This window comes from Marimonas lutisalis (genome assembly GCF_005434965.1).
GTDB classification, from domain to species: Bacteria; Pseudomonadota; Alphaproteobacteria; order Rhodobacterales; family Rhodobacteraceae; genus Marimonas_A; species Marimonas_A lutisalis.
Genome location: NZ_SKCI01000001.1, coordinates 1,335,547 through 1,348,162, shown reverse-complemented (window position 1 = coordinate 1,348,162; position 12,616 = coordinate 1,335,547). Strand labels below are relative to the sequence as shown.

At 62.6% G+C, this 12,616-nt stretch carries 13 protein-coding genes; 2 read left to right on the top strand and 11 right to left on the bottom strand.

What is annotated here, in order from left to right:
- Positions 1-21 precede the first annotated feature (21 nt).
- On the bottom strand, positions 22-777 hold the full coding sequence (locus E0501_RS06460) for a helix-turn-helix transcriptional regulator (protein WP_137700491.1): 756 nt from the start codon (positions 775-777) through the stop codon (positions 22-24).
- A 315-nt stretch (positions 778-1,092) separates the two neighbouring features.
- On the bottom strand, positions 1,093-2,313 hold the full coding sequence (locus E0501_RS06455; RefSeq protein ID WP_137700490.1) for an acyl-CoA dehydrogenase: 1,221 nt from the start codon (positions 2,311-2,313) through the stop codon (positions 1,093-1,095).
- A gap of 103 nt (positions 2,314-2,416) precedes the next feature.
- Here E0501_RS06455 and E0501_RS06450 point away from each other — a divergent pair, with 103 nt between their 5' ends.
- On the top strand, positions 2,417-3,325 hold the full coding sequence (locus tag E0501_RS06450; protein WP_137700489.1) for a LysR family transcriptional regulator: 909 nt from the start codon (positions 2,417-2,419) through the stop codon (positions 3,323-3,325).
- Between the two features lie 160 nt (positions 3,326-3,485).
- Here the strand turns inward: E0501_RS06450 and phoB are convergent, their stop codons facing one another.
- The 7 genes from phoB to E0501_RS06415 all read right to left on the bottom strand — a co-directional run bounded on the left by phoB (position 3,486) and on the right by E0501_RS06415 (position 10,831).
- A complete protein-coding gene (gene phoB / locus E0501_RS06445) occupies positions 3,486-4,175 on the bottom strand; it encodes a phosphate regulon transcriptional regulator PhoB (protein ID WP_137700488.1) in 690 nt (229 codons plus the stop codon).
- 4 nt (positions 4,176-4,179) lie between these two features.
- On the bottom strand, positions 4,180-4,899 hold the full coding sequence (phoU, locus tag E0501_RS06440; protein WP_137700487.1) for a phosphate signaling complex protein PhoU: 720 nt from the start codon (positions 4,897-4,899) through the stop codon (positions 4,180-4,182).
- Positions 4,900-4,910: 11 nt separating this feature from the next.
- Positions 4,911-5,708, bottom strand: coding sequence for a phosphate ABC transporter ATP-binding protein PstB (pstB, locus tag E0501_RS06435; RefSeq protein ID WP_137700486.1), 798 nt, complete (start codon positions 5,706-5,708; stop codon positions 4,911-4,913).
- Between the two features lie 10 nt (positions 5,709-5,718).
- Positions 5,719-7,050, bottom strand: a complete 1,332-nt coding sequence (gene pstA, locus E0501_RS06430; RefSeq protein ID WP_137700485.1) for a phosphate ABC transporter permease PstA — start codon at positions 7,048-7,050, stop codon at positions 5,719-5,721.
- The gene (gene pstC / locus E0501_RS06425; protein ID WP_137700484.1) at positions 7,047-8,519 is read right to left on the bottom strand and encodes a phosphate ABC transporter permease subunit PstC; all 1,473 of its coding nucleotides are present in this window, start codon (positions 8,517-8,519) and stop codon (positions 7,047-7,049) included. Before pstC ends, pstA begins: the two co-directional genes overlap by 4 nt.
- Before the next feature lie 87 nt (positions 8,520-8,606).
- Positions 8,607-9,647 (bottom strand): substrate-binding domain-containing protein, encoded by a 1,041-nt coding sequence (locus E0501_RS06420; protein ID WP_137700483.1) that lies wholly within the window; start codon positions 9,645-9,647, stop codon positions 8,607-8,609.
- 140 nt (positions 9,648-9,787) lie between these two features.
- A complete protein-coding gene (locus E0501_RS06415) occupies positions 9,788-10,831 on the bottom strand; it encodes an ATP-binding protein (protein ID WP_137700482.1) in 1,044 nt (347 codons plus the stop codon).
- Positions 10,832-11,012: 181 nt separating this feature from the next.
- Between E0501_RS06415 and E0501_RS06410 the strand changes: the two genes are divergently transcribed.
- Complete coding sequence (locus tag E0501_RS06410; protein WP_137700481.1) at positions 11,013-11,441, top strand: hypothetical protein; 429 nt, start codon at positions 11,013-11,015, stop codon at positions 11,439-11,441.
- A 5-nt stretch (positions 11,442-11,446) separates the two neighbouring features.
- On the opposite strand, the gene E0501_RS06405 is transcribed toward E0501_RS06410, so the two are convergent.
- The gene (locus tag E0501_RS06405; RefSeq protein WP_137700480.1) at positions 11,447-11,971 is read right to left on the bottom strand and encodes a gamma carbonic anhydrase family protein; all 525 of its coding nucleotides are present in this window, start codon (positions 11,969-11,971) and stop codon (positions 11,447-11,449) included.
- Entirely contained in the window at positions 11,968-12,612 is a 645-nt protein-coding gene (gene gmk / locus E0501_RS06400) for a guanylate kinase (RefSeq protein WP_137700479.1), read from the bottom strand. The genes E0501_RS06405 and gmk overlap by 4 nt, the downstream gene beginning before the upstream one ends.
- Positions 12,613-12,616 lie beyond the last annotated feature (4 nt).

The following is a 12,616-nucleotide window of genomic DNA, read 5'->3' as shown; positions in this document are numbered from 1 at the left end:
GAGCAGGGAAGCGGGCTTCTGTCAGTATTCGACAACGAACATCTGATTCTGAAGCGCGGCCTTCAGCACCGCCTGGGCCGTCGTCTCGACATTCAGAACCTCGCGCGCCAAGCGCAGGTGTTTTTCGACCGTTGCGGGCGTCAACCCCATGAGAATGGCGATATCTGCGGTGGTCTTTCCATCGCCGACCCAATGCAAAGCCTCGAGCTGACGTTTGGTCAAACCTCGTGCAGGGCTCGAATAGGGCAGGGAGAGGATCTTGAGATGCACGACGTTGTTCATCACGATCAGATCCGTTCCATGTTCGGCCCAGACGGCATCGACTTCGTCCTGGCTCATGTCCTCGTGCCCCGTAAGAGCGATCGCCCCCTTCGATCGCGGAGAGACGGATTTGAAACTGATCGTGTAGCCCGCGGTGACCTTCATTTTTGCATTGAATTCAACGACTTTCATCTCGCTTTCGGTCAGAAGACCGCTACGCGCCATGTCCGCGATCATGCGCCAGCTGGCCACGCCTTCATTTTCAAGCGACCATTTGACCATAGGCGCATGAAAGTACATCGACTGCCCAAGGAACCAGTCGGTGTATTCTTTCTTGTGGTTGGTCAGAATGACGAAGTCTTCCGGGTCACCCAGCGACTTGCCCAGACGGTAGTTGGTGAATCCGTAAAACACCCGCGTGAACCCGTACTCAGCCATTTTCCGGCAATGCAGACCCCAAAGCACTTCTGTCGACGGGGCATTCGTCAACTCCTCGAGATATGCAATCACACTCATTCAGCCGTCTCCAGTATGTGTCGGGACGTTCATGCCATCACAAGATACTCGTCCAGATCAGGGCCGTGATCCTACAAAACACAAAAGCAGAGGCGTCCGTCGAAATCGTGAACACGAGTTAACCGAATTTCCAAATTGGAGTCGAGTGTCAGGCAGGCCGTTTGAAGCGCGCGGAACGCAACGGCAATACAGTCTTTACCCATTTAGTTTTGGATCGCCTTGTATGGCGATCTTTTGTTAACATAATACTGATTATGCGCCTTACAGACATGGGAACCGGGAGAGGCACAAGACCCCTCCCGAAAGCAATCCCCCTCAAAAGAAGGCCTGCAAGCCGGTTTGCGCACGGCCCAGGATCAAGGCGTGAACATCATGCGTGCCTTCATAGGTATTCACGGTCTCAAGGTTGATCATGTGCCTTATCACGTGAAACTCTAGGCTGATGCCATTGCCGCCATGCATGTCACGTGCCATGCGCGCGATATCAAGCGCCTTGCCGACGTTGTTGCGCTTCACGATCGAAATCATCTCGGGCGCCGCATTGGCCTCGTCCATCAGCCGGCCGACCCGCAGGCTGGCCTGAAGGCCAAGCGCAATTTCGGTCTGCATGTCCGCCAGCTTCTTCTGGAACAACTGCGTCTGCGCGAGCGGACGCTTGAACTGATGCCGGTCCAGCCCGTACTGCCGCGCAGCGTGCCAGCAGAACTCGGCCGCGCCAAGCGCGCCCCAGCTGATGCCGTAACGCGCACGGTTCAGGCAGCCGAACGGCCCTTTGAGCCCTTCGACATTCGGCAGCAATGCCTCCTCGCCCACCTCGACGCCATCCATGACGATTTCGCCGGTGATCGAGGCACGCAGGCTCATCTTGTTCATGATCTTGGGCGCGCTCAGGCCTTTCATGCCCTTTTCAAGCACGAAGCCGCGGATTTTGCCGCCATGAGCGTCGGATTTCGCCCAGACCACGAATACATCGGCGATAGGTGCGTTCGAAATCCACATTTTCGAGCCAGTGATCCGATAGCCGCCATCGGTCTTCTCGGCGCGCGTCTTCATGCCAGCCGGGTCCGAGCCCGCATCGGGTTCCGTCAGGCCAAAACAGCCGATCCATTCACCCGAGGCGAGCTTGGGCAGGTACTTCTGCCGCTGCTCTTCCGAGCCGTAGGCATAGATCGGATACATCACCAGCGAGCTTTGCACGCTCATCATCGAGCGATAGCCGGAGTCGATGCGCTCGACTTCGCGCGCGACGAGACCGTAAGTCACGTAACCCGCGGACAACCCACCATATTCTTCCGGCGTGGTGACCCCCAGGAGCCCCATTTCCCCCATTTCACGGAAGATTTCGGGATCGGTTTCCTCGCTCTCGAAGGCCTTGGTCACACGCGGCAGGAGTTTTTCCTGCGCGTAGGCTTGGGCGCTGTCGCGGATCATGCGCTCTTCTTCGGTGAGCTGGTCCTCGAGGCGGAAGGCGTCTTCCCAGTTGAATAGGCCCAGATCGGGCGCGTCCTTGGCGCGAAGTGTCGGTTTATCAAGCATTTTTTCGGACTCCGGTTGAGGGGTGTGTCGCGCGGTAGTTTACCTTGCGTTTTCCGCATGATAAATCGACTTATCTGCATGGTTTCATGAGGAATTGGAATACATGATCGCCCCGCGCCGGTTCCTGCCCTCGGTCCCTGCCCTGCAGGCCCTTGAAGCCGTCGAGCGCCTGGGCAGCGCGACGGCAGCGGCCGAGGAGCTCGCGCTGACGCAAAGCGCCGTGTCGCGCCAGTTGCAGGCGCTCGAAGCGCAGCTCGGTGTGCCGCTTCTCAACCGCTCGCGCAAGCGGCTGGGCCTGACGCCGGCAGGCGCGCGTTATGCCTCGGACGTGCGCGGCGCACTGCAGCAGATCGCGCAGGCCTCGCTGCGGCTGCAGACGGATATTGGCGGCGGCGCTGTCAACCTGGCCATCCTGCCCAGTTTCGGCATGCGCTGGCTGGTGCCACGCCTTCCACGGTTCGCCAGCGCGCATCCCGAGATTACGATCAACATGACAACACGGCTCGAGCAGTTCAATTTTGCCTCGGAACCCTTTGATGCGGCAATAGTTTTCAGCGAAGGAACCTGGCCGGGAACCGAGCGCATGCTGCTCGCCCGCGAGCATGTGGTGCCCGTCGCCCTGCCCGGCCTGATCGCGGATCAGGCAATCAATAGCCCGCAGGATTTACTGCGTCTGCCGCTCTTGCATATCCAGACGCGGCCAAGGGCCTGGGCGGAATGGTTTGCAGCGCATGACCTGCCGACGCCACATGTGACCGGCACCTATTACGACCAGTTCACGACGATGATCCAGGCCGTTCTGCATGGGTTGGGAGTGGCGTTGCTGCCGGACTATCTGATCCGCCAGGAACTGGCCGAAAGGCGATTGAAAGTGGTCTTCGGCGACCCCATTGAAAGTCGCGGCGCCTATTGGCTGACATGGCCCGAGGACAAGTCAAGCGACCCGGCCCTGCGTCATTTCCGCGACTGGCTGGCCGACGAGATCGAGGCCGAGGATATGCTGCCACGGTGATCCATGCCTGCACGGAATGGTTAATTCCAATCGTTGACGTTAATCCGTCGCCGTCCAACAGGGGGTGACATGCGTGCACCCCCCGGCTGACATCCGGCTGCCGGGCAATCCGTTAATCGACGACCCGTCAGAAGGGTTAACCGGGCGCACGCCCCCTGCCCTAGCCCAGGGCGTAGCCGGCGCCGCGGACGGTGCGCACGGGATCGGATCCGCCATGACGGGTCAGCGCCTTGCGCAGGCGCCCGACATGCACGTCGACAGTGCGGGTGTCGACATAGATGTCGCGCCCCCAGACCCTGTCGAGCAGCTGTTCGCGGCTCCAGACCCGGCCCGGCTTTTCCATGAACGTGGACAGCAGCCGGAACTCGGTCGGGCCGAGCTTGAGCTCTTTGCCGTCGCGGGTCACACGGTGGGTTTCGCTGTCGAGCACGATGTCCTGGTATTCGAGCCGCTCGCCCACGGTCGAGGGGCGCACGCGCCGCAGCTGTGTGCGCACCCGGGCCATCAACTCGACCACCGAGTAGGGTTTGACGACATAGTCATCGGCGCCGGTTTCCAGTCCGCGCACGCGGTCGACCTCTTCGGATCGGGCCGAGATCATGATCACCGGCACCTGCCGGGTCTCCGGGCGCATCTTGAGACGCCGGCAGACTTCGATGCCGGAAAGGTTCGGCAGCATCCAGTCGAGCAGGATGATGTCTGGCTGCTCCTCTTCGACCATCATGATCGCCTCTTCGCCGTCACCGGCGCGGGCCACGCGAAAGCCTTCGGCCTCGAGATTGTAGGCCAGCACCTCGCGCTGGGCCGGTTCATCCTCGACCAGAAGCACGGTGGGCTGTTCGGACGACATGGGATCAGTCCTCTTCGGTGATCGACGCGTCAATCGAAGTGAGGTCGAGTTTTTTCCGGTCTTCGTCCGGGATTTCGCCCGTTACAAGATAGACAACCTGCTCGGCGATGGCGGTGACATGATCGCCCATGCGTTCGGTGTTCTTGGCGATGAAATGCAGGTGCATGCAGGGGGTGATGTTACGCGGGTCTTCCATCATGAAAGTGATGAATTCGCGGAAGAGCGCATTGTAGAGCTGGTCGATGTCACGATCGCGGTGAATGACATCCATGGCCAGTTCTGCGTCGCGCCGGATATAGGCATCGAGCGCATCCTTGAGCATCAGCTGCACGTCGCGCGACATGCGCTTGAGCGAGACGTTCGCCTCTTCGATCGGTGTCATCTGGACCAGCACGCTGGTGCGCTTGGCCATGTTCTTGGCATAGTCACCGATGCGTTCGAGGTTGCCAGCGATTTTCATCACCGACAGGATCAGCCGCAGGTCGATCGCGGTGGGCGCGCGCAGCGCGATGATGCGGGCGGCCTCGTCATTGATCAGTTCCTCGAGATCGTCGATGGCGCGATCGCCGGCGCGGACCTGTTCGGCCTGCTCCTCATCCCGATTGGCCAGGCAGTCGGCGGCGTCAAGGATCGCCTTTTCGACCATCCCGCCCATTTTCATGATCTGCGCCTGAACGGTTTCGAGATCGCGGTCGAAGGCCGAGGCGATATGTTCGTGAGACATCTGTGTTCTCCTTAGCCGATCCGGCCGGTGATGTAGGATTCGGTGCGGGGATCGTTTGGTTTGGTGAAGATCTGCCCGGTTTCACCGTATTCGACCAGGTTACCCAGGTGGAAGAAGGCGGTTTTCTGGCTGACGCGGGCGGCCTGCTGCATCGAGTGGGTCACGATGACGACCGAGAAGTTCTGCTTCAGCTCGTCGATCAGTTCCTCGACCTGCGCGGTGGCAATGGGATCGAGCGCCGAGCAGGGTTCGTCCATGAGCAGAACCTCGGGCTCGGTGGCGATGGCGCGCGCGATGCAGAGCCGTTGTTGCTGACCGCCGGAAAGGCCGGTGCCAGGGGCGTGAAGCCTGTCCTTCACCTCATCCCAGAGGGCGCCGCGGCGCAGGGATTTCTCGACGATCTCGTCAAGCTCGGCCTTGTTGCGGGCCAACCCGTGGATACGCGGACCATAGGCGATGTTGTCGTAGATCGATTTCGGAAACGGGTTCGGTTTCTGAAACACCATGCCCACCTTGGCGCGCAGCTGCACCGGATCGACGGATTTATCGTAGATGTCTTCGCCGTCCAGCAGGATCGTGCCTTCGACGCGACAGATGTCGATCGTATCGTTCATCCGGTTCAGGCACCGCAGGAAGGTCGACTTGCCGCAGCCCGAGGGGCCGATGAAGGCGGTCACGGTTTTGTCCTCGATGTCGACGCTGACATCTTTGATCGCGTGGTTGTCGCCGTAGAACACCTGAACGTCGCGGGCGTTGATCTTGATATCGGTCTGGCTCACGGAGGCCTCCCTATTGGGTGTGTCGAACATGGGTGTCTCCCTACCAACGGCGCTCAAACCGGCGGCGCAGGATGATGGCGATGATGTTCATGGCCAGCAGGAAGGCAAGCAGGATGATAATCCCGCCCCAGGCCTTTTCATAAAAGCTGGCATCGGCGCGCGCGGCCCATGTGTAGATCTGTGCCGGCATGGCCGAGTTCGGTTCGGTAAAGCCGGCCATCACGGTTTCCGGGTAACCGCGCGCGACGAACCCCACCATACCGATGAGCAAAAGCGGCGCGGTTTCGCCAAGCGCCTGGGCAAGGCCGATGATGGTGCCGGTCAGGATCCCGGGCATGGCCAGCGGCAACACGTGGTGGAACACCGCCTGCATCTTCGAGGCGCCCACCCCGAGCGCGGCATCGCGGATCGACGGCGGCACGGATTTGAGCGACGCCCGGGTCGAGATGATGATCGTCGGCAGCGTCATCAGCGTGAGCACCAGGCCGCCCACCAACGGGGCCGATTGCGGCAGGTGCATGAACTGGATGAACACCGCGAGCCCGAGGATACCGAAGACGATCGAGGGCACCGCGGCCAGGTTCGAGATATTCACCTCGATCAGGTCGGTGAAGCGGTTCTTCGGCGCGAATTCCTCAAGATAGATCGAGGCGGCGACACCGATCGGCAGCGACAGCACGAGCACCACCAGCATCATGAAGAACGAGCCAACGACCGAGGCGCCCAGCCCCGCGCCGCCGGGGTTGTCCACGCCCGAGTCGGCGCCGGTGATGAAGGTCGAGTTGAAGGCGGTCCTGACAATGCCCGCATCGTGCAGCGCATCGACGAGGTCGAGATCGGTTTTCATCAGGAAGCGGCTGTCCTGCAGGGTATCGCGGCTGACGCGCCCCTTGAAATAGCCGTCGACGCGCGACGAGGCGGGCAGCTGGAACGAGACCGCCTGCCCCACCTGATCGGGATTTGCCGCGTAGAAGCTGCGCAGGTCGCCGCCGATCTTGCCCAGCAGCCGTTCGATGGCGGCATCGTCAAACGCCACGTCAAGCCCGCGCGCATCAAGCTTTTCCTTCAGCGCGGCGATAAACATCGTCTGGTAGGCCTTGGTCTTGAAGAGCTGGCTTTCGGCCTCGTCAAGCTGGGCCTGGGTCAGCGTGAACTCGATATCGACGACGGTGCGGGAAAAGGCCGGCGCTCCCGAACGGATGATCGACACCGCCAGCACGACAAGAAAGAAGATCCCCACCAGGATCGCGGCGATGCCATAGGCCTTGAACCGGGACTCGGCGCGGTTGCGGCGCTTGGTGCGGACGTCCAGCGTGTGCAGAGAGCGGTTTTTCGGGGATTCGCCGCCGGAGTTCAGCGTTGCGTCGGTCATTCGTACTGCTCCCGATACTTGCGCACGATGTAGAGCGCGAAGATGTTGAGCCCGAGCGTGATGACGAAGAGCGTCATGCCGAGCGCGAAGGCCACCAGCGCCTCGGGCGAGGCGAAATCGGCGTCGCCGGTCAGCTGGCTGACGATCTTGGCGGTCACCGTGGTCATCGCCTCGAACGGGTTGAGCGAGAGCCGCGCGGCGGCCCCTGCCCCGAGCACCACGATCATGGTTTCACCGATGGCGCGGCTGGCGGCCAGCAGGATCGCACCGACGATCCCCGGCAGCGCGGCAGGCAGCACCACCTGCCGTATGGTTTCGGACTTCGTGGCGCCAAGGCCGTAGGCGCCATCGCGCAAAGCCTGCGGCACGGCATTGATGATGTCATCGGAAAGCGAGCTGACAAACGGGATGAGCATGATGCCCATCACCAGGCCCGCCGTCATCACCGCGGTGCCGGCCTGCATCCAGCCGAGACCCTCCTTGCCAAACACGGTCATCAGCAGCGGCCCGACCGTCAGCAGCGCGAAAAGGCCATAGACGATGGTGGGGATGCCGGCGAGGATTTCCAGCATCGGCTTGGCCACGGCGCGCACGCGCGGGGTGGCATATTCCGACAGGTAGATGGCCGAGAAAAGGCCGATCGGCACCGCCACGGCCAGCGCGACGATAGAGATGTAGAACGTGCCCCAGAGAAGCGGCAGCACGCCAAGGTCGGATGCCCCTCCACGACCCGAGAAACTGGGCGCCCAGTTGAGCCCGGTGAAGAAATCCGAGGCCGGGTAGAGGCGGAAAAACTCGACCGTGTTGAAGACGAGGCTGAGCACGATGCCGATGGTGGTAAGGATGGCAATCGACGCCGCCCCGATCAGGAGCGCGCGAATGCCCGTTTCAACCACGTTGCGCGCGCGAAACTCTGCGCTGGTTTCACGCAGGCCCCAGAGCGCGCCCAAGACCGCAACCGCGATCACCGCGATCGCCATCCAAAGCCGCCCAGCCGCGTTCTGAACGCGGTATTCCTGGGCCGCGCGCAGGATCGGCGCGGTGATCTGCGAGGTCACGATCTGGCCCGCATCCTTGAGCTTCTGGGTCACCTCGGCAGCGTCGGCCCCGGCGTTGCCCGCAAAGCCTTCGTCCATCTGGCCAGCGGCCACTGCGGCATCGAGACCATCGGCGGTGCGGCGCACTTCGGCCAGCACCAGCCCGCGGCTAGAGCCTTCGGCGATCTCGCTGTCGGGGATCAAGCCCGAGACGACCGAGTTCACGTAGAACGGTTGCGCCAGCAACCAGACGAGAAGCAGCAGCACGGCGGGAACGACGGCTTTCAGCGCGACGTTCGCGCCATAGTAGGACGGCAGCGAATGCAGCGCGCGGCGGTCTCCCCCGACGCTGGCCAGGGCACGCCCGCGGCCCAGCAGGTAGCCGGCGGCGGCGATGCCGAGCACAATCAGAATGAGCCAGAGTAGCGGCATGTATCCCCCGAAGAGCGTTGGAAAAGGTCCTAAAAGGAAAAGGGGCGGCGGAATATGCCGCCCCTTGGGAACAGGTCAACGACCGGATTACATACCGCTGCCCATGGTCTTTTCTTCGGCCACGGCGGCCTGGGTGGCAGCCAGTTCCGGATCGGCGACAAGGCCGTATTGGGCCAGCGGGCCCTGCGGGCCTGCGATTTCGTCGGCGGTGAAGAACTGGGCGTACTCCTTGAGTCCCGGGATCACGCCGATATGCGCCTTCTTGACGTAGAAGAAGAGCGGGCGCGAGACCGGGTATTCGCCGCTGGCGATGGTCTCGGTCGAGGGCGAGACGCCGCCCATGGTGGCGACCTTCAGCTTGTCGGTATTGTTCTCGTAGAACGCGAGACCAAAGACGCCGATGCCGTTGGTGTTGGCGTCGATGCGCGCCAGCGTTTCGGTATAGTCGCCGTCGATATCGACCGACTTGCCGTCCTGGCGCACGTCGAGGCAGGCATCCTCGGCGTCGTCTTCGGTCATGCCGCCGTCCATCATGGCTTTCATGGTACCGGTGTCTTCACAGCCTGTCAGCAGCACCTTGTCTTCGAAAACCTCGCGGGTGCCGTGCTTGGTGCCTGGGATGAACATCGCGATCTCGGCATCGGGCAGCTCGGCGTTGAACTCGGTCCAGCTGTTATAGGGGTTGTCGACCACTTCGCCGTCTTTCAGCACCTTGGCGCCGATGGCGTTGAAGATGTCCGAGGGCTCGAACGCGGCGAAGGCCGGGCCCGACTGCTGGGAGGCAAAGACGATGCCGTCATAGCCGATGCGGACCTCGATGATGTCGGTCACACCGTTTTCGGCGCAGGCATTGATTTCCTTTTCGCGGATCTTGCGCGAGGCATTGGCGATGTCGATGGTGTTCTCGCCCACGCCTTCGCAGAAGCGCTTGAGCCCGGCCGAGGAGCCGCCCGACTCGACGACCGGCGTCGGGAAATCCGTGTTGTCGCCGAACAGCTCGGCCACGATCGAGGCATAGGGCAGCACGGTCGACGAGCCGGCCACCTGGACCTGGTCGCGCGCGGCGGCGGCGGTGGCGGAAACGGCGGCAATGGCAGCAGCCGAGGTGGCGAGTTTGAAAAGGGTCATGGATCACTCCTGATTGCGTTTGCGCGGCCCCCATCCCGAGGAACCTTGCGGCGCGGCCTACGCGTTGCACGCAATGCTTTTGTGACAGGTGTGTAACAGTTTCATGACAACGATCATTTTCGCGGCGAATTTTCGCGAGATCAGCCGTCGGCAGGCAGGATGACCGTAAATGTACTGCCCTTGCCCGGTGTGCTGTCGATGCGTAACCGACCGCGGTGGCGGTTAACGATATGCTTGACGATAGCCAGGCCAAGCCCGGTGCCCCCCACCTGCCGCGACCGGTGCGAATCGACACGGTAGAAGCGTTCGGTCAGCCGCGGGATGTGAAGCGGGTCGATACCGGGGCCGGTATCCGTGACACTCAGCAGCACGCCGGGGCCGCGCAGGGCCGCTTCGCGTTCGGACAGCGACAGGCCGAGGGTGACGGTGCCCCCTGCCCCGCCATATTTGATCGCGTTCTCAACGAGGTTCGTCAAAAGCTGGCGCAGCTGCTCCTCGTCGCCCGGCACGGTGACGGCCCCGTCGGGCATCCGGGTTTCAAGAGTCACGTTGCTTTGCGCGGCCACGGGGCCCAGCCCGTGCAGCACTGAGCGCGCCAGCGCGGCCAGATCGACCGGCGCAGCCGGGCGCTGGCGTTCCTGCGCCTCGACCCGGCTGAGCGCCAGAAGGTCGCGCACCAGCCGCTCCATGCGCTGGGCCTCGGCCTGCATGGTGGCAAGAAAACGGTCCTGCGCGTCGGGATCGTTGCGGGCGGGGCCCTGCAGGGTTTCGATGAAGCCCATCAGCGCGGTCAGCGGCGTGCGCAGTTCGTGGCTGACATTGGCGACAAAATCACGGCGCATCTGGCCGGCAGACTCCAGCTCCGAGATATCCTCGAAGCTGACCAGGACGCCGCTGAAATCGCCGCATTCGACCCAGCCACAATGCACCACGTAAGTGGCATCGCTGCCGCCGCTGCGTGCAAGGTAGCGTGCCTTGCCCGGGGTCAGCGCGCGCCCGCAGTTCTCGATCGCATCCAGGATCTCGGGCTGGCGCAGGGCGGCAGCGTAGTGCCGGCCGATCACGTGATCCCCCAGGAGGGCGACCGCCCTGGCATTCGCCACCGTAACGCGTTCATCGCGCGCAACGAGGATCGCCGCCAGTGGAACGGCATCGACAAGCGTCTGGGCGGTGTTTTCGGTCATTCTCGGGCGTCCGCTGGATCCTGCCGGGACAGTCGTCCAGTTTACCGGAATTGTAAATGCGCCGGGCCGCCCGGCGCCGGCATCGCACTTTTTGGGGAATTGCACACGCTTGGCACACGCCTAAGGTGGTGCGGGCTGACTCGTGTTGCGCTGAATTCTTTTGGGGAAGGACCTTTGCACAATGCCCGAAATTGAACTGCCACTGGACCCGTTCATCCTGAGTATCGCGGCGGGGGACGAACCGGGCCCGACGCCCGACGGAAAACATACCCTGGTCGAGTTGCCGATTGAGACCCTGAGCGTGGAGGCGGTGCGTCGCATGGCGCCGGACAAGGTGATCTGCTGGCTGTTCTGCCCGCGCTATGACGTTTTCGACATCGCGGCGCACCTTGAGGCGGCCGGTTTCGAGGGGACACTGATCGCCGCCGCAGCGCAACTTCCACGCAAGAGCATTGTCGAGAAGGAACTGCGCGCGCGGTTCCCCGGGCTGGCCTTTCAGCTGTTATCGCCCGCGCGCCTCTCGGGACGGGCCCGCGCCTATCATCGGGCAATCACGCGTCCATCCGCCTCGCCCCGGCAGGCCTGGGCGCAGGAAGATGCAACCCCTTAAGCGGTTCAGCCGACCGGGCTCAGCCCGTCGCGGAAACGGCGCATGTTATCCTGGTAGTGCTGCGCGCTGGCCGTCAGCATGGCAATGGCCGGTCCGTCGAGTTGACGCACGACCTTGCCGGGCGCGCCCATCACCAGGCTGCCATCCGGGATCTCTTTTTTCTCAGTGATCAATGCGCCGGCCCCGATCAGGCAGTTCTTGCCGATCCTGGCCCCATTCAGGATGGTCGCACCCATGCCGATCAGGGTGTTGTCACCGATGGTGCAGCCATGCAGCATAACCTTGTGCCCGATGGTGCAATCCGCGCCGATGGTCAGCGGAAAACCCATGTCGGTATGCATCACGCAGTTTTCCTGCACGTTCGAGCCGCGCCCGACGATGATCGGCTCGTTGTCGCCGCGCAGCGTGGCGCCGAACCAGACCGAGGCGCCCTCCTCAAGCACGACCTGGCCGATCAGGTTGGCATCGGGGGCAACCCAGCTGTCTTCGTGACATTGCGGGCTGTGGCCCTCAAGCGCGTAAAGCGTCATGTCTGCATCTCCTCGAATTCTGATTGCAGCTTGCGCACGTGATCAACCAGCATCGGCTGCTGGATCCGGCGCAGGCGGGTGGCGGTGACGATGCCCTTGAGATCGGCATCGGTGCGGTCGAGATCATCGTTGATCAGCACGTAGTCATAGCTGCCCCAGTGCGAGATCTCGTCCCAGCTTTTCTGCATGCGACGGGCGATCACCTCGTCGCTGTCCTGTGCGCGGCTGACCAGCCGGCGGTGCAGTTCGGTGATCGAAGGCGGCAACAGGAAGATTGAAAGCGTATGCGGCGCAAGCGCAGAGTTGCGAATCTGCTGGGCGCCCTGCCAGTCGATATCGAACAGCACATCCTGCCCGGCCTCGATCGCACGTTCTACGGGCCGCCGGGGCGAGCCGTAGAAATTGCCGAAGACATGCGCATGTTCCAGCATGTCGCCTTCGGAGACATCGCGCTTGAACGCCTCTTCGGTCATGAAGTGATAATCCTTGCCGTCCACCTCGCCGGGGCGGGGTTTGCGCGTGGTCGCCGACACCGAAAAGCGGATCGTCGGATCCCATTCGCGCAGGCGCTTGGAGAGCGTCGATTTGCCCGCGCCCGAGGGCGAGGACAGTATGATGAGAAGGCCACGCCGTTTCGTCATATCG

Excerpts from the sequence above, each read along its gene's own strand:
- E0501_RS06405 (WP_137700480.1), bottom strand. The coding sequence starts at position 11,971 with ATGACGCTTTACGCGCTTGAGGGCCACAGCCCGCAATGTCACGAAGAC.
- pstA (WP_137700485.1), bottom strand. The coding sequence starts at position 7,050 with ATGACCGACGCAACGCTGAACTCCGGCGGCGAATCCCCGAAAAACCGC.
- E0501_RS06450 (WP_137700489.1), top strand. The coding sequence starts at position 2,417 with ATGATCGCCCCGCGCCGGTTCCTGCCCTCGGTCCCTGCCCTGCAGGCC.
- pstC (WP_137700484.1), bottom strand. The coding sequence starts at position 8,519 with ATGCCGCTACTCTGGCTCATTCTGATTGTGCTCGGCATCGCCGCCGCC.
- pstB (WP_137700486.1), bottom strand. The coding sequence starts at position 5,708 with ATGTTCGACACACCCAATAGGGAGGCCTCCGTGAGCCAGACCGATATC.
- gmk (WP_137700479.1), bottom strand. The coding sequence starts at position 12,612 with ATGACGAAACGGCGTGGCCTTCTCATCATACTGTCCTCGCCCTCGGGC.
- E0501_RS06420 (WP_137700483.1), bottom strand. The coding sequence starts at position 9,647 with ATGACCCTTTTCAAACTCGCCACCTCGGCTGCTGCCATTGCCGCCGTT.
- E0501_RS06415 (WP_137700482.1), bottom strand. The coding sequence starts at position 10,831 with ATGACCGAAAACACCGCCCAGACGCTTGTCGATGCCGTTCCACTGGCG.
- phoU (WP_137700487.1), bottom strand. The coding sequence starts at position 4,899 with ATGTCTCACGAACATATCGCCTCGGCCTTCGACCGCGATCTCGAAACC.
- E0501_RS06460 (WP_137700491.1), bottom strand. The coding sequence starts at position 777 with ATGAGTGTGATTGCATATCTCGAGGAGTTGACGAATGCCCCGTCGACA.
- E0501_RS06410 (WP_137700481.1), top strand. The coding sequence starts at position 11,013 with ATGCCCGAAATTGAACTGCCACTGGACCCGTTCATCCTGAGTATCGCG.
- E0501_RS06455 (WP_137700490.1), bottom strand. The coding sequence starts at position 2,313 with ATGCTTGATAAACCGACACTTCGCGCCAAGGACGCGCCCGATCTGGGC.
- phoB (WP_137700488.1), bottom strand. The coding sequence starts at position 4,175 with ATGTCGTCCGAACAGCCCACCGTGCTTCTGGTCGAGGATGAACCGGCC.